11 protein-coding genes are annotated in these 16,614 nt (G+C 70.6%); 1 reads left to right on the top strand and 10 read right to left on the bottom strand.

Going from position 1 to position 16,614, the window contains the following annotated elements; translation table 11 throughout:
• Window positions 1–33: 33 nt before the first annotated feature.
• The 10 genes from ABFY07_RS01530 to ABFY07_RS01485 form a co-directional block, all read right to left on the bottom strand.
• Window positions 34–636 carry a sarcosine oxidase subunit gamma gene (locus tag ABFY07_RS01530; protein ID WP_346172642.1) on the bottom strand — a complete coding sequence of 201 codons (603 nt, stop codon included), beginning with the start codon at window positions 634–636 and terminating at the stop codon, window positions 34–36.
• The gene (locus ABFY07_RS01525; RefSeq protein WP_346172641.1) at window positions 629–3,913 is read right to left on the bottom strand and encodes a sarcosine oxidase subunit alpha family protein; all 3,285 of its coding nucleotides are present in this window, start codon (window positions 3,911–3,913) and stop codon (window positions 629–631) included. Before ABFY07_RS01525 ends, ABFY07_RS01530 begins: the two co-directional genes overlap by 8 nt.
• Window positions 3,914–3,924: 11 nt before the next feature.
• Window positions 3,925–5,157 (bottom strand): sarcosine oxidase subunit beta family protein, encoded by a 1,233-nt coding sequence (locus ABFY07_RS01520; RefSeq protein ID WP_346172640.1) that lies wholly within the window; start codon window positions 5,155–5,157, stop codon window positions 3,925–3,927.
• Window positions 5,154–6,437: a serine hydroxymethyltransferase gene (glyA, locus tag ABFY07_RS01515; protein WP_346172639.1), complete on the bottom strand. Its 1,284-nt coding sequence runs from the start codon at window positions 6,435–6,437 to the stop codon at window positions 5,154–5,156. The genes ABFY07_RS01520 and glyA overlap by 4 nt, the downstream gene beginning before the upstream one ends.
• Entirely contained in the window at window positions 6,434–7,294 is an 861-nt protein-coding gene (locus ABFY07_RS01510; RefSeq protein ID WP_346172638.1) for a bifunctional methylenetetrahydrofolate dehydrogenase/methenyltetrahydrofolate cyclohydrolase, read from the bottom strand. Before ABFY07_RS01510 ends, glyA begins: the two co-directional genes overlap by 4 nt.
• 36 nt (window positions 7,295–7,330) lie before the next feature.
• The gene (locus ABFY07_RS01505) at window positions 7,331–9,769 is read right to left on the bottom strand and encodes a GcvT family protein (protein WP_346172637.1); all 2,439 of its coding nucleotides are present in this window, start codon (window positions 9,767–9,769) and stop codon (window positions 7,331–7,333) included.
• A 209-nt stretch (window positions 9,770–9,978) separates the two neighbouring features.
• On the bottom strand, window positions 9,979–10,944 hold the full coding sequence (locus tag ABFY07_RS01500) for an ABC transporter substrate-binding protein (protein WP_346172636.1): 966 nt from the start codon (window positions 10,942–10,944) through the stop codon (window positions 9,979–9,981).
• 13 nt (window positions 10,945–10,957) lie between these two features.
• Window positions 10,958–12,934: an ABC transporter permease gene (locus ABFY07_RS01495; protein ID WP_346172635.1), complete on the bottom strand. Its 1,977-nt coding sequence runs from the start codon at window positions 12,932–12,934 to the stop codon at window positions 10,958–10,960.
• Window positions 12,934–14,025 carry a quaternary amine ABC transporter ATP-binding protein gene (locus ABFY07_RS01490; RefSeq protein WP_346172634.1) on the bottom strand — a complete coding sequence of 364 codons (1,092 nt, stop codon included), beginning with the start codon at window positions 14,023–14,025 and terminating at the stop codon, window positions 12,934–12,936. Before ABFY07_RS01490 ends, ABFY07_RS01495 begins: the two co-directional genes overlap by 1 nt.
• Window positions 14,026–14,045: 20 nt before the next feature.
• Window positions 14,046–15,515 carry an aldehyde dehydrogenase family protein gene (locus ABFY07_RS01485; protein ID WP_346172633.1) on the bottom strand — a complete coding sequence of 490 codons (1,470 nt, stop codon included), beginning with the start codon at window positions 15,513–15,515 and terminating at the stop codon, window positions 14,046–14,048.
• A gap of 219 nt (window positions 15,516–15,734) precedes the next feature.
• Here ABFY07_RS01485 and purU point away from each other — a divergent pair, with 219 nt between their 5' ends.
• A complete protein-coding gene (purU, locus tag ABFY07_RS01480) occupies window positions 15,735–16,607 on the top strand; it encodes a formyltetrahydrofolate deformylase (RefSeq protein ID WP_346172632.1) in 873 nt (290 codons plus the stop codon).
• Window positions 16,608–16,614: the final 7 nt, after the last annotated feature.

The following is a 16,614-nucleotide window of genomic DNA, read 5'->3' as shown; positions in this document are numbered from 1 at the left end:
TGGAAGAGCGCCAGGTCGCCTCCGAGCCGTGCGTCACCCGTATTCCACGGCCGCGTCCAGCAGCCAGTCCGTCAGATAGCCGGCGAAGGAGGAGCGCACCAGTACCCAGAACTCGTCCGTGCTCCGGTCGCGGGTGACCAGGACGACCTGGGTGCGGGCCAGCGTGGTCTGCGCGCAGCGGCCGGGGCCGAAGGCGCGCGGGTGGAGATCCAGTGAGCAGCCGTGGGAGAGCAGGTCGCGGGCGCTCGGTCCGGCGACCAGGACGGTGGTGCGCTGGGCGGAGACATCGGTGACGGAGACGTGGTCGTCCCCGGTCGCCGAGCGGATCCGGCTCTCCAGGTCCCGCTGGGCGCCGGGCCGCCCCACCACGAGCCATTCGTCGGGCCCCAGCCACACCGCGGTCAGGTCCCCGGCGCACACGACCGTGTCGGGTTCCACGGGCAGCTGGAGCCCCAGGGCGAGTCCGACGGCCTCCGCCGCTGGACTCCTGGGGTCGAGGCGGACGTTCAACTGTGCCAGGAAGGGGAGTTCGGCCAGGCGGATGGCGCCCCCGAAGGAGCGCGTCGCGGCGGCCAGGCGATCGGCGGCATGCGCCAGGGGGCTTCGCTGCCGGGTGGTCAGGGCGGTGTCAGCCATCGCGGCGGGCTCCCTCGGGGTCGTAGAGGACGGGGCTCGCGACGGTCACCGGGAGCAGCCGGTCACCGACGGGCGCGTAGAGGCGTTCGCCGACGCGCTCCCGGCCGCCCTTGATCAGGGCGAGGGCGAAGGTCCGGCCGAGCGCCGCGCTGCGGTAGCTGGAGGTGACGTGGCCGAGCATGGGAACGGGCGGGGCGGGCAGTTCGCCGCCGGCGACCAGCTGGGTGCCCTCGGGGAGGAGGGCGTCCGGGTCCTCGGGGAGGAGGCCGACCAGGTGCTTGCGGTCGGGACGGACGGTGTCGGCGCGGGCGTAGGAGCGCTTGCCGATGAAGTCCGGCTTCTTCTTCGACACGGCCCAGCTCATGCCGAGGTCGTGCGGGGTGACCGTACCGTCGGTGTCCTGGCCGATGATCGGGTAGCCCTTCTCGGCGCGCAGCACGTGCATGGTCTCGGTGCCGTAGGGGGTGATGTCACAGGGGGCACCGGCCTGGTACAGGGCCTCCCACAGGGCGAGGGCGTCCCAGGGCGACACATTGATCTCGTAGGCGAGTTCGCCGGAGAAACTGATCCGGCACACGCGGGCGTCGATGCCGGCGACTCTCGTCTCACGCCACGCCATGAAGGGGAAGTCCTCGTTGCTCACCGCCAGTCGGGGCGCGAGCGAGGCCAGGACCTCGCGGGAGCGCGGGCCGACCAGGGCCACGGTGGCCCACTGCTCGGTGACCGAGGTGCAGCGGACCCGCAGTTCGGGCCACTCGGTCTGCAACCACTCCTCCATCCAGTCCAGTACGGCGGCCGCGTTGCCGGTCGTGGTGGTGGCCAGGAAGCGGTCCTCCGTGAGGCGGATGACGGTGCCGTCGTCGAAGACCATGCCGTCCGGGCGGCACATCACGCCGTAGCGGATCATGCCGACCTTCAGGGTGCTCATCATGTTGGTGTAGAGCCGGTCGAGGAAGAGCGCCGCGTCCGGGCCCTGGACATCGATCTTGCCGAGCGTGGAGGCGTCCATGAGGGCGACCCCCTCGCGGGCGGCCCGGCACTCGCGCAACACGGCGGTCTCCATGTCCTCGCCGTCCCGCGGGTAGTACCAGGGCCGCTTCCACTGGCCGACGTTCTCGAACAGGGCGCCGTGCTCGACGTGCCAGTCGTGCAGGGCGGTCCTGCGGATCGGGTCGTGCAGCGCGCCGCGGTCCCGTCCGGCGAGGGCGGCGAAGGAGACGGGGGTGTACGGCGGCCGGAACGTGGGCAGGCCGAGCGCGGAGATGTCCAGGCCGAGGAGTTCGGCGACGACCCCGCTCGCCAGGACACCGGCCGTCTTGCCCTGGTCGTTCGCGGTGCCGGCGGTGGTGTAGCGCTTGGTGTGCTCCACCGAGCGCAGGCCCGCCCCGGTCGCCCGCGCCAGGTCGTCGACCGTGACGTCGCGCTGGAGGTCGACGAACCGGGGGGCGCCGGTGGAGGTGGGGACGGTGAAGACCCGCATGGGCGGGGTGTGCGGCCGCGCGGCCACGGCCGGGAGGGCGGGTGCCTCGGCGGTGCAGCCCTCCGCCTCGACCGCGCGGGCGCCGGCCGCCGCGCCCTGGGCGAGGGTCGTGGCGAGGTCGAAGGCCCCGTTCGCGCTGCCCGCGACCGCCACCGCCTGACGGCAGGTGTCGGGCACGAATGTGCCGAGTTCGTCGTCGTGGCGCAGTGTGCCGCCCGCCTGACTGAACAGGTGCACGACCGGGTTCCAGCCGCCGGAGACCAGGAGCAGGTCGACGGCGAACTCACGTCGGCCGGTGGGCTCCCCGTACGGGGCGACCGTCACGGCGGTGAGGCGGTTCCCGCCCTCCGTGCCGGTGACCGCGTGTCCGGCCAGCACCTCGATCCCGGCGGACCGGGCACGCTCGGCCCATTCCCCGGGGTCGGGCCGGGTGTCGACGATCGCCGTGATGTCCACCCCCGCCGCCGCCAGGTCGAGCGCGGCGGCGTAGGCGCTGTCGTTGGTCGTGAACACGGCGGCGTGGCGGCCGGGCAGAACGGCGTACCGGTGGAGGTACGTCCGGGCCGAGGACGCCAGCATCACGCCCGGGCGGTCGTTGTCGCCGAAGGCGAGCGAGCGCTCGTGGGCGCCGGTCGCGATGATCACGCGCCGGGCGCGGATCCGCCAGACCCGCTCGCGGGAGACATGGTCCGGAGCCGCGGCGCCGAGGTGGTTGGTCCGGCGCTCGACGGCGAGGAGGTGGTTGTCGTCGTAGTGGCCGAAGACGGTGGTGCGGCGCAGGATACGCACCTCGGGGGTGGCTTCGAGTCGCGCGCGCGTGGCCTCCACCCAGTCGAGGTGTTCGCCGGTGCCGAGCAGGCTGCCGCCGGGTTCCGGCTGGTCGTCGGCGAGGATGACGCGTGCGCCGCTGTTCGCCGCGGCCGCCGCGGCCGCGAGGCCGGCCGGGCCCGCGCCGACGACCAGCAGCTCGCAGTGGGTGTGCACGGCGTCGTAGCGGGCGGGGTCGGGTTCGGTGGCGAGGCGGCCCCGGCCGGGGAGGCTGCTCGCGACCAGGCCGTCGTAGAGCTCGACGGCCGTGGCGGGGAGCATGGGCTCGGGGAACGGGGCCTCGATCTGGACGACCGCGTTGGGTTCTTCGACGCCGGCCGAGAAGATGCCGCGGGGGCGCCCGAGCTTGATGCTCGTCGCTACCGTGATGACCCCGGCCGCGAGGAGCGCCGAGGCGAGGGTGTCGCCTCGGTAACCCTGGTGTTCGGCACCGTCGAAGACGAAGGTGAGGGGAGTGTTCCGATCGACTCGGCCGCCGGTGGGGAGGCGGTACGGCTGGTTCCTGTCCCCCGTCGCGGCGGTTCCCACCGCGTCCGGTGTGCGGCTGCCGCCGCGTGGCGCGGCCCCGGCTGTGGGCCCCGCCCCCGGGCCCTGGGACCGCTCTTCGGGCCCGCCCTCGAAGGCCGGTCGGGCGGTGGGGGCGGGACGTGGGCCGGAAGGGACCGGGAAGCCCGGCCCGGCACGCCTGGGCTCAGGGGTCGCCGGACGCGGCTCCCCCGCCCTGTAGACGGCGAGGATCTCGTTGGTCGCCGTGTTCCGCACCGCGTTGAACCACCTGCGGCAGCCCGCCGCGTGGCTCCACCGCTCGGCAAACGGCCCTTTGGGGTTGTCGCGGAAGAAGAGGTACCGCGCCCACTCCTCGTCGGTGAGGGCCGCGGGGTCCTCGGGGTAGGGCACGTGTGCCTGGCCGCCGTAGTGGAACTCGGCCTCGTCGCGGGGCCCGCACCACGGGCAGGGGATGAGCAGCATGGTTCGGCTCCCTAGTGGGCCACCGCGGCCGCGCCGTGCTCGTCGACGAGCGCGCCGGTGATGAAACGGTCGAGCGAGAAGGGGGCGTTCAGGGGGTGGGGGGTGTCGTGGGCGATGGTGTGGGCGTAGACCCAGCCGACCCCTGGGGTGGCCTTGAAGCCGCCCGTTCCCCACCCGCAGTTGAGATAGAGGTTGGCCACCGGACTGAGGCCCACGATGGGCGAGGCGTCCGGGCTGACGTCCACGATTCCTCCCCAGGTGCGCAGCACATGGGCACGGGCGAAGGCGGGGAAGAGTTCCAGCGCGGCGGACATCTGCTCCTCGATGATGTGGAACGCGCCGCGCTGGGTGTAGGAGTTGTACGCGTCGATTCCGGCGCCCATCACCAGCTCGCCCTTGTGCGCCTGGCTGACGTACACGTGGACGGCGTTGGACATGACCACCGTGGGGTGGACCGGCTCCAGGAGTTCGGAGACGAGGGCCTGCAACGGGTGGCTCTGGATCGGCAGCTCGATGCCTGCCATGGCTGCCAGCACCGAGGTGTGACCGGCCGCGCACAGGGCCACCTTGCCCGCCGCGATCGGGCCGCGCGTGGTCCGCAGGCCGACCACCCGGCCGCCGGCCACGTCCAACCCGGTGACCTCGCAGTTCTGGATGATGTCGATGCCGGCGGCGTCAGCGGAGCGGGCGAAGCCCCAGGCCACGTAGTCGTGCTTGGCGATGCCGGCGCGCGGCTGGTAGGTGCCGCCGAGGACCGGGTAGCGCACATCGGGGGAGATGTTGACGATCGGGCAGACCTCTTTGACCCGCTCGGCGTCCAGCCACTGGGCGTCGACTCCGTTGAGCCGGTTGGCCTCGACACGGCGCACACTGTCGCGGACGTCCTGGAGGCTGTGGGCGAGGTTCAGCACGCCGCGCTGGGAGAAGAGGATGGGGTAGTCGAGCTCCTCCTCCAGCCCCTCCCACAGTTTGAGGGCGTGCTCGTAGATTCCGGCGCTCTCGTCCCACAGGTAGTTGGAGCGGATGATCGTGGTGTTGCGGGCCATGTTGCCGCCCGCGAGCCAGCCCTTCTCCAGGACCGCGACGTTGGTGATGCCGTGGTTCCTGGCCAGGTAGTGGGCGGTGGCCAGCCCGTGTCCGCCGCCGCCCACGATGACCACGTCGTACGACCGCTTGGGTTCGGGCGTGCGCCAGAGCCAGTCGGGGTGGTCGGGGAGGTCGGCGCCGGGGGTGCTGGGGCTCATCGGACGTCTCCGTCTGCCGAAAGGTGAGGGTAGAGCGGGTGCTCGGCCGCGAGTGCCCTGGTGCGCGCGCGGAGCGCGGCCACGTCCGGCTCGGGCTGGAGGGCCAGCGCGATGACGTCGGCGACTTCGGCGAAGTCCTCCTCGGTGAAGCCCCGGGTGGCCAGCGCCGGGGTGCCGATGCGCAGGCCGGAGGTGACCATGGGCGGGCGTGGGTCGAAGGGGACGGCGTTGCGGTTGACGGTGATGCCGATCTCGTGCAGCAGGTCTTCGGCCCGCCTTCCGTCGAGTTCCGAGTCACGCAGGTCGACGAGGACGAGGTGGACGTCCGTGCCTCCTGTCAGCACCTTCACTCCGGCCGCGGCCGCGTCGGGCCGGGTCAGGCGCTCGGCCAGGACGCGGGCCCCGGCGAGGGTGCGGGCCTGGCGTTCGGCGAACTCGGGCGATGCCGCGACCTTGAAGGAGACCGCCTTCGCGGCGATGACATGCTCCAGCGGGCCGCCCTGCATGCCGGGGAACACCGCCGAATTGATCTTCTTGGCGAGGTCGGCGTCGTCGGTGAGGATGACTCCGCCGCGCGGGCCGCCGAGCGTCTTGTGGGTCGTGGTGGTGACCACGTGCGCGTGAGGGACGGGGCTCGGGTGCAGTCCGGCCGCGACCAGGCCCGCGAAGTGGGCCATGTCGACCATGAGGAGGGCCCCGACCTCGTCGGCGATGCGGCGGAAGGCCGCGAAGTCCAGTTGCCTCGGGTACGCGGACCAGCCCGCGATGATCATCTTGGGGCGGTGCTCCTTGGCGAGGTGTTCCACCTCCTCCATGTCCACGAGGTTGTCCGCCTCGCGGACGTGGTACGGCACGACATTGAGCATCCTGCCGCTGTAGTTGATGCGCATGCCGTGGGTGAGGTGACCGCCGTGCGCGAGGTCGAGACCGAGCACGGTGTCGCCGGGCTGGAGGAGGGCGAAGAAGACGGCGGTGTTCGCCTGCGCGCCCGAGTGCGGCTGGACGTTGGCGAAGCCCGCCCCGAAGAGGGACCGGACGCGTTCGATGGCGAGGCGCTCGGTGACGTCGACGTGTTCGCAGCCGCCGTAGTAGCGGCGGCCGGGGTAGCCCTCGGCGTACTTGTTGGTGAGCACCGAGCCCTGCGCCTCCATCACCGCGGAGGGTGCGAAGTTCTCGGAGGCGATCATCTCGAGGGTGGACTGCTGGCGGTGCAGCTCGGCGCGGAGGGCGGCGTGGACCTCGGGGTCCAGTCGCGCCAGGGGGGTGTTCAGCGCGTTCATGCGGTGTTCGCGTTCCTCTCGGCGGCTTCGACGACGTTGGCGAGCAGCATCGCCCGGGTCATGGGCCCCACTCCCCCGGGCATCGGCGCGTGCCATCCGGCGACCTGGGCGGCCTCCGGGTGGACGTCGCCGAGCAGCCCGTGCTCGGTGCGGGTGATGCCGACGTCCAGGACGGCGGCGCCGGGGCGCAGCATGTCCTTGGTGATCAGTCCGGGCGATCCGGCGGCGGCGACGACGATGTTCGCCTCGCGTACGTGCCAGGCCAGGCCCTTGGTGCCGGTGTGGCAGAGGGTGACGGTGGCGTTCTCGGACCTCCGGGTGAGCAGGAGGCCGATGGGCCGTCCGACGGTGATCCCCCGGCCGACCACGCACACGCGCGCTCCGGCGAGCGGCACCTCGTACCGGCGGAGCAGTTCGACGATGCCGCGCGGAGTGCAGGGCAACGGGCCCTCGACGCCCAGGACCAGCCGGCCGAGGTTGGCCGGGTGCAGACCGTCGGCGTCCTTGGCCGGGTCCATGCGTTCCAGTACGGCGTTCGCGTCCAGGGGGCGTGGCAGCGGCAGTTGCACGATGTAGCCGGTGCAGGCCGGGTCGGCGTTGAGTTCGTCGATGACGTCCTCGACCTGCTGCTGGGTGGCGTCGGCGGGCAGCTCGCGGCGGAGGGAGGCGACGCCGATCTGCGCGCAGTCGCGGTGTTTTCCGGCGACGTAGGCGTGGCTGCCCGGGTCGTCGCCCACCAGGACGGTGCCGAGGCCCGGCGGGCGGCCGCTGTCGGCCGTCAGCTTGGCCACGCGTTCTGCCAGTTCACGGCGGATGGCGGCCGCGGTCGCCTTGCCGTCGAGTAGCTGTGCGGTCACCGGCGGCGCTCCTTCCTTCGGGACTGACACTGCCTGCTAGCCACGGAGACGGGACATGGTGGGGTCGAACAGGGGCTCCTCGGCGACGACTGCCTCGACACGCTGGTCGAAGTAGCCGATGTGCACGGTGGTACCGGGGGTGGCGAGTTCCGCCGGGAGCCAGGCGTAGGCGATGCCCTTGCCGATCGTGTAGCCGTAGGCGGCGCTGGTGACGTAGCCGACGGCGCGGTCGCCGTCGTAGACCGGTTCCTTGCCGAGGACGACGGCCCGGGGATCGTCGATGGTGAGGCAGCTCAGCTTGCGCCGTACGTCGGCCTTGCGCCGCTCCAGCGCCGCCTTGCCGACGAAGTCCTCCTTGTCGAGCTTGACGGCGAAGCCGACACCGGCTTCGTAGGGGTCGTGCTCGTAGGTCATGTCGGTGCCGAAGGAGCGATAGCCCTTCTCCAGCCGCAGACTGTTGAAGGCGCCGCGGCCCGCGACGACGCCGCCGAGCGGTTCGGCTGCCGCCCACAGGGTGTCCCAGAGCTTCTGGCCCAGGTCGGCGGTGGTGTACAGCTCCCAGCCGAGCTCGCCGACGTAACTCAGGCGCATCGCCGTCACCGGGACACTGCCGATGTGGGCGCGCTGGGCGCGGAAGTACTTCAGACCGGCGCCCGAGAAGTCGTTCTCCGTGAGGGGCTGGAGCACCTTGCGGGCGAGCGGGCCCCACAGGCCGACGCAGCAGGTGCCGGAGGTGATGTCGCGCACCTGGACCGAGCCGTCGGCGGGGAGGTGCCGGGTGAACCAGTCGAGGTCGAGGTTGCCGTTGGCGCCGATCTGGAAGAGTTCCCTGGCCAGCTTGGCGACGGTGATGTCGCTGCGGATGCCGCCGTCGCGGTCCAGCAGCAGGGTGTACGTCACCGAGCCGACCGACTTGTCGACCTTGCCGGTGCACAGGTGTTCCAGGAAGGCCGCGGCACCCGGGCCGCTCACCTCCAGGCGCTTGAGGGCCGTCATGTCGTAGAGGGCGACGGTCTCACGGGTGGCCTGCGCCTCGGCGCCGACGATCGGGGACCAGTACCGCGCGGCCCAGTCGTTGGGCGTCGGGATGGAGCGGCCCTCGACCAGGGAGGCGTTGGACTCGTACCACTGCGGGCGCTCCCAGCCGCTCGCCTCCAGGAAGAACGCGCCCATCTCCCGCTGGCGGGCGTAGAAGGGGCTGGTGCGGATCGGGCGTGGCTCGCCGGCCGGCTGGAGGGGGTGGAGGATGTCGTAGACCTCGGCGAAGTTCTGGCAGTCGCGGGCCAGGACGTACTCCGGGGCGAGCTGGTGCGGCTCGAAACGGTTGACGTCGCACTCGTGCAGGTCGAAGGAGGAGCAGTAGCCGTCGACCAGCCACTCGGCGACGGCCCGGCCGACGCCCGCGGAGTGGGTGACCCACACGGCCTCGGCGACCCAGAAGCCCTTGACGTCCGGGGACTCGCCGAGCAGCGGGTAGCCGTCGGGGGTGAAGGAGAACAGGCCGTTGATGCCCTCTTCGATCTTGGCCTCGCGGGTCGCCGGAAGCAGTGACCTCGTCGCGGCCCAGGCGTCCTCGAAGTCCTCCTCGGTGAACTCCAGGACCGACGGCATCTGCTCGGCCTGGTCCACGGAGAGGATGTCGTCCGCGGACACGGGCATGGGGCGGTGGCCGTAGTAGCCGATGCCGATGGTGTCGAAGCGGTCGCGGTAGTAGAGGTCGGCGTCCTGGTGGCGCAGGATCGGGCGAACCGCTTCCTCGGCCTGGCCCGCGAGGGCGGGAATCGGGCCGGTCCAGGCGAGCTGGTGGGCGAGTGGGGTGAGCGGCAGGTTCATCCCGACCATGCGCGCGATCTTCGGCCCCCAGATGCCGGCGCAGCACACGACGATGTCGGCGGGGATCTCGCCCCGGTCGGTCAGCACGCCGGTCACCCGGCCCTCGTCCTGCCGTACGTCGAGGACTTCGTGGCGGGCGAGGAAACGCACGCCGCGTTCGGTGGCCCGGCGGATCTGCGCCTCGACGGCGAGGACGGCCTTGGCGAGGCCGTCGGTGGGGATGAGGAGGCCGCCCAGGACCTTGTCACGGTCGACGAGCGGGTGCTGCTCCACGCACTCGTCGGGGGTGAGCAGTCGCGCCTCGACGCCCCAGGCGGTGATCCAGCCGTGACGGCGGTGGAGTTCGGCGAGGCGCTCGGGCGTGGTCGCCACTTCCAGGCCGCCGACCTGGAGGAAGCAGGGCTTGCCGTCGACGTCGAGGGAGCGGAACTTCTCGACGGTGTAGCGGGCCATCTCGGTCATGGCCTTGGACGGGTTGGTCTGGAAGACCAGGCCCGGGGCGTGCGAGGAGGATCCCCCGGTGGCCGGCAGGGGGCCCTGGTCGACCACGGTCACTTCGGTCCAGCCGCGTGCGGAGATCTCATCCGCGAGGGCCGCTCCCACGACACCCGCTCCGATGATGACCACTCGGGGTCCTGCCATCGCCCAACCTCCGAACTTCAAACCGCTCTCGTTGCTTTCCACGCAACTTGGTTCAGGTTGCGCAACTCAATGTGCCTGTCGCCGAGGAAGGGTGTCAAGGGGTCCGTGACGCGCGGAAAACGGCCCGGAACAAGGCGACGCCCGGCGGGCGGTGCGCACCTGTGCACACCGCCCGCCGGGCGTCCTCGGCCGGCCGTCGCCGGCCCGTGCTACTTCAGCCAGGCGTCGACCTTGTCACGGTTCGCTTCGACCCACTTCTCCGCCGCCGCCTCGTCCGACATCTTGTCCACCGCGATGTACTTGGCCACGGTGTTCTGGTCGTCGTTGGTCCAGTTGAACTTCTTCACCAGGCGGTACGCCGGGCTCCCCGACGTGGCGAACTTCGCGCTGACGATCTTGTCCAGGTCGTAGACCGGGTAGTCGCAGTCCACCTTGGCCGCGTCGGCGTCGCAGCCCGTCGTGTAGGCGGGCAGCTTGACCTTGACCAGCGGTACCTCGGACATGAACCACTGGGGTTCGTAGAAGTAGCCGATCACCCATTGCCTGTTCTTCTCGGCGGTTCGGAATGCCTGGATGAGCGCCGTCTCGCTGCCCGCGTACACCACCTTGTAGTCCAGCTGCAGGTTCTTCACCAGCGCCGCGTCGTTGGTGACGTACGACGGGTCGCCGTCGAGCAACTGGCCCTTGCCGCCCGACTCGGAGGTCCTGAACTTCGACGCGTACTTGTTGAGGTTCTTCCAGTCGGTGATGTCCGGGTGCGCCTTGGCCAGCCACGGCGGCACGTACCAGCCGATGATGCCCTTGTTGCCCGTCTTCCCCGCATCGACGGCGGTCTTCTGCTGGGCGATGTACTTCTTCTTCAGATCGTCGTGTCCCCAGTTCTCCAGGACGGCGTCGACCTCGCCGGTCCCGAAGCCCTGCCAGGCGATCTCTTCCTTCAGGTCCTTCTTGTTGACCGTACAGCCGAGGTCGTGCTCCGCCACGTATGCGATGACCGCCGCGTCCGCCTGGTAGCCCACCCAGGGGTTGACGGCGAGGTTGAACGTGCCGCACTTGCCCGAGCCCTTCGAGCCCGAGGAGGAGTTGTCGCCGACCTTCGCTCCCCCGCACGCCGTGATGAGTGTCAGGCCGAGGACGGTCAGGCCGACCGCTCCCGGTCGCCAGTGTCTTGCCATGATGTCGTGCTCCTTATGCCCTGGCGCGTCGCGCCGCAGCCTGAGTGATCCGGTCGAACATGACTCCGAGCAGTACGATGGCGAGCCCCGCCGCCAGACCCTTTCCGTACAGCTCTCCCTGCGAGAAACCGGCCACGACGTCATAGCCGAGCGCGCCCGCGCCCACCAGGCCGCCCACGACCACCATCGACAGCACGTAGATCAGTCCCTGGTTGATCGCGAGGGTCAGCGCGCCGCGTGCCATCGGCAGTTGAACCTTGGTGATGATCTGCCAGGTGTTGCACCCGGCGGAGGTGGCCGCCTCCACGGTGGTCTCGGGCACGTTCCGCACCCCGTCCGCGATGATCTTGATGGCGACGGGCGCCGCGTAGACGACGGCCGCCACGATCGCGGTGAACCGTGTGGCGCCGAAGAGGGCCAGGAACGGGACGAGATAGACGAACGGCGGCATGACCTGTGCGGCATCCAGGGTGGGCCGCACCAGCCGGTCCGCCAGCGGGCTGCGCCCCATCCACACGCCGAAGACGACGCCGAGCAGCATCACCAGAACGGTGGCCACCGCGGTCGACGCCAGCGTCGTCATGCCGTCCGACCACAGCCCCGTGCCGACGAGCAGCCCGACGCACACGCCGGCGGTCACCCCGGCACGCCATCCGCCGAGCACCGCTCCGAGCGCGGCCAGCGTGATGCCGACCAGCCACCACGGCGAGTCGGTGAGCAACGTCTGGAACGGGTTGAGCAGGCCGTTGGTAAGGGCGTCCCGGAGGGCGTTGGTCACCCCGGAGAGATGATCCTGAAGCCAGGTGGTCACGGTGTCGGCCGCACGCGCTATGTGACGGCCGGCGCTGCCGTCACCGGGGAACTCGGCCGCCCACACGTAGCTGTGGGACAGGTAGACCAGGACGGCGGTCACGATCCCGCCGGCCGCCAGCAGTGGCCGGCGCCACGTGCGGAGGCGCCCTCCCGCGCTGCGGGCCGTCTCGGTGCGCGCGGCGGCCGCCGTGGTGACCCGGTCGAGCACGATGGCCATGACGACGATGGCGAGGCCGGCGTTGAAGGCGGTGCCGACGTCGAGTGACTGCAGGGCCTGGACGACGGTCTTGCCGAGGCCGGGGGCGTCGATCAGGGCGGCGATGGTCACCATGGCCAGGGCGGCCATGATGGTCTGGTTGACGCCCATGACCACCGTGCGTTTGGACATCGGCAACAGCACCTTCACCAGTTCCTGGGATCGCGTGGTGCCGAGCGACTCCGCTGCCTCGACGGTGGTCCGCGGCACGGAGCGGATGGCGTGCGCGGTGATGCGGATGGCGGGCGGTGCCGCGTAGATCACCGTGGTGATCACCGCGGAGGCCCCTCCGATGAGGAAGATCAGGGTCAGCGGAGCGAGGTAGACGAAGGTCGGCATCGTCTGCATGAAGTCCAGAAAGGGCGTCATGATCCGGTTGAACCGGTCGGACAGTCCGGCCCACACGCCGAGGGGGATGCCGATGAGCAGCGCCACGAGGACCGCCGACAGGGTCAGCGCCAGGGTGTCCATGCTCTCCTGCCACAGACCCTGGAGCCCGAAGAAGGTGAAGCCCGCCACGGCCAGCAGGGCGACCCGCCAGTTGCCCACGGCCCAGGAGACGTAGCCGGTGAGCGCCACCACGCCGAGCCAGCCGACCTGCGGGACCGGACGGCCGCCGGTGGGCTGGGAGATCAGCGACTGGACAAAGGTCACCAGGGTGTCGATGGCCAGGCGGATCTCGTTGAAGAAATAGAGGAAGAGCGGGTTGGAGTCGCGGCCCGCGCCGACGGTGTCGTTGACCTCGTTCAGCCAGCGGTGCAGACCGGTCAGGTCGGCCGCCGCGAGCGACAGAGTCTGCCGGCCCCGCAGCACGGCGAAGAGCACCAGCCAGGCGAAAAGGATCGCGGCCACCACCACGGGGCGGCTGACCTTCCCGCGTACGCTCGCCACCGGCGCGGTCGTCTTGGCGACGACGGCCATCACGCACCGCCTTCCTGTCCGGCGACCACGGCGAGGATCTCCTCGTCGCCGACGATGCCGAGCAGCGTGCCGTCCTGGACGACCTTGACCGGCTTCTCGGCCGCGAGCACCGCGCGGGTGGCCTCGCGGACGACGACGTCCGGGCCCAGCTCGGGGCCGTCGAGTTCGTCGTCGGGTTCCACGGGGCGCATGATCCAGCGCAGGGTCAGTACGTCGCCGCGCGGCACGTCCTTGACGAAGTCCCGTACGTAGTCGTCGGCAGGGGCGCCGACGAGTTCGTCGCCGGTGCCGCACTGGACCATCTTGCCGTCGCGCATGATCAGGATGCGGTCGCCCAGCTTGAGGGCCTCGGAGAGGTCGTGGGTGATGAACACCATGGTCTTGCCGACCTCGTGGTGGAGGCGGATGACCTCGCTCTGCATGTCGCGGCGGATCAGCGGGTCGAGCGCGGAGAACGGCTCGTCGAAGAAGAGGACGCCCGGATCGCCGGCGAGGGCGCGCGCGAGGCCGACGCGCTGCTGCATGCCGCCGGAGAGCTGGTCGGGGTAGGAGTTCTCGTATCCGGCCAGACCCACGAGCTCGACGACCTCCCGAGCGCGCTTCATGCGCTCGGCCTTGCCCATGCCCCGGATCTCCAGGCCGAACGCCACGTTGTCGACCACCCTGCGGTGCGGCAGCAGGCCGAAGTGCTGGAAGACCATGGAGAACTTGCTGCGCCGCAGTTCGCGCAGGCGCCTGGGGTCGGCGCCGCGGATGTCCTCGCCCTCGAAGACGATCTCACCGGAGGTGGGTTCGATCAGCCGGGTCAGACATCGCACCAGGGTGGACTTGCCGGAGCCGGACAGGCCCATGACGACGAAGACCTCGCCGGGGGACACCTCGAAATCAACCTCGCGCACGGCCGCGGTGCAGCCGGTGCGGTCCATGAGTTCGCGGCGGGTCAGCCCACACAGTTCCTCTGACTCCGGCACCCGGTCGGCCTTCGGCCCGAACACCTTCCACAGCCGGCGCACGGAGATGACCGGGGTGGGGTCCTTGGGGTTCGGGGACGTGCCGCGCCGCTGCGACACCTCGGTCTGCGCTGTGGTCACGTTCGACCTCTCTTCGGCGTTCAGCCGCGGAACCAGTTTTGCGGCCGGGGTTGGATGTTCTGCCAGATGTGCTTGGGCTCTCGGTACTCGTCGAGGCCGGTCGGCCCCAGCTCACGGCCCACGCCCGAGCGCCCGAAGCCACCCCACTCCGCCTGCGGCACGTAGGGGTGGTAGTCGTTGATCCACACCGTGCCGTGACGGAGTCCGCGCGCGACCCGCTGGGCCTTGCCGGCGTCCTGTGTCCAGACGGCGCCGGCGAGGCCGTATTCCGTGTCGTTGGCGATGCGAACGGCGTCGCCCTCGTCCTGGAAGCGCTCGACGGTGAGCACGGGGCCGAAGGACTCCTCGTGCACCACGCGCATGTCCTGCCGGCACTCGTCGAGGACGGTGGGCGGGTAGTAGAAGCCGCCTGCCAGCGCGGGATCGTCCGGACGCGCGCCACCGCAGCGCATGACGGCACCCTCGGCGAGTCCGGCGGCGACGTACGCCTCGACCTTCTCCCGGTGCTGCGCGGATATCAGCGCCCCGGTCTCGGCCTCGGGATCGAAGGGGCCGCCGAGCCTGATGAGCCGGGCGCGGCGTACGACCTCGTCGACGAAGGCGTCGTGCAGACAGTCCTCGACGATCAGGCGGGCGCCCGCCGAGCAGACCTGCCCGGAGTGCAGGAAGACGGCGGTGAGCGCGAAGTCCACGGCGGCCTCGAAGTCGGCGTCGGCGAAGACGACGTTCGGGTTCTTGCCGCCGAGTTCCAGCGCGACCTTCTTCACCGTCGCGGCGGCGGTGGCCATGATCCGCCGCCCCGTCTCCAGGCCTCCGGTGAACGACACCATGTCGACGGCCGGGTCCTCGGCCAGCGGCGCGCCCACCTCGGCGCCCGCGCCCAGGACCAGGTTGGCGGCACCGGGCGGGAGCCCTGCCTCCTCCAGCGCCCGCATCAGCAGGATGGAGGTGGAGGGCGTGAGTTCGCTGGGCTTGAGCACGACGGTGTTGCCCGCGAGCAGCGCCGGGGCGACCTTCCACGACGCCTGGAGCAGCGGGTAGTTCCAGGGGGTGATCAGTCCGCAGACGCCGACGGGCTCATAGGTGACCCGGCTGACCGCGTCGTCGCGGCCGGTGTCGACCACCCGGCCGGCGTCGGTGCCGGCGATACCGCCGTAGTAGCGGAAGCAGGAAACCACGTCGGCGATGTCGTACTCGCTCTCGACCAGGCGCTTGCCGGTGTCCAACGACTCGGCGCGGGCGAACTCCTTGGCCTCGCGTTCGAGGATGTCGGCGGTGCGCAGCAGCAGTGCGCCGCGCTCCCGCTCGGGGGTGTGCGGCCAGGGACCTTCGTCGAAGGCGCCCCGGGCCGCGGCGATCGCCGCCTCGGCGTCGGGACGCGTACCTTCCGATACCGTCGCGACAATCGTGCCGTCCGCTGGACAACGGATCTCCCGATGGCCACCGGCCACCGGATCGCGCCAGTCTCCGTCCACATACAGATCTGCCACGCGCGGAGCCCTTCGAACGAAATTCGTTGCGCATTGTGCATTGAATTGCTTGTGGTGGAACACCCTGACCGAATGGCCGGACAGACGTCAAGAGGTCGGCACACCCCGGTTTCGCCATCGGGACAGTTCCCCCGTCACCCTTGACCGCGGGACGCACGGGACCAACGATGTTGCGTATCACTCATCGCGTTGTGTGATACGCACCAAGGGAGTTCCTCCATGTCCCCTAGCCCGCGTCCCGGCCGCGAGTACGTCCTCACTCTGTCGTGTCCGGACACCGCCGGACTGGTCCATGCCGTGAGCGGCTTTCTCGTCCGCAACTCCGGAAACATCCTCGAGAGCCAGCAGTTCGACGATCGGCTGAAGGCCCGTTTCTTCATGAGAGTCCACTTCGACGTTTCCGATCCGGACGTCGACCTGGAAAATCTGCGTTACCGATTCGGCCCCGTCGCCGAGGCCCACGGGCTCACCTGGACCCTCCGGGACGCCTCGACCCCCGCCCGGACACTCGTCATGGTGTCCCGGTTCGGCCACTGCCTGAACGACCTGCTCTTCCGCTGCCGCACCGGCGCCCTCAACATCGAGATCCCGGCCATCGTCTCCAACCACCGGGACTTCGAGGCGCTGGCGGGCACCTACGGCATCCCCTTCCACCACATCCCGGTGACCCGGGACAGCAAGCCCGAGGCCGAGGCGCGCCTGCTGGAGCTGGTGCGGGAGCTGAACGTCGACCTCGTGGTCCTGGCCCGCTACATGCAGGTCCTCTCCGACGACCTGTGCAAGGAGCTGGAGGGCCGCGCCATCAACATCCACCACTCCTTCCTGCCGAGCTTCAAGGGCGCGAAGCCCTACCAGCAGGCCCACGAGCGCGGGGTGAAGCTGGTCGGCGCGACGGCGCACTATGTGACGCCGGACCTGGACGAGGGGCAGATCATCGAGCAGGACGTGGTCCGGGTGGACCACTCCCTCGACCCCGACGACCTGGTCACGGTGGGTCGCGACGTGGAGGCGCGGGTACTGGCCCATGCGGTGAAGTGGCACACCGAGAGCCGTGTCATGGTGGACGGCAACCGCACGGTGGTCTTCCGCTGAGGGACAC

Source organism: Streptomyces sparsogenes subsp. cuspidosporus (genome assembly GCF_039532705.1).
In the GTDB taxonomy this organism is placed as follows: Bacteria; Actinomycetota; Actinomycetes; order Streptomycetales; family Streptomycetaceae; genus Streptomyces; species Streptomyces sparsogenes.
The sequence above is the reverse complement of the archived record's forward strand: the minus strand, read 5'-3'. Positions and strand labels throughout refer to the sequence as shown.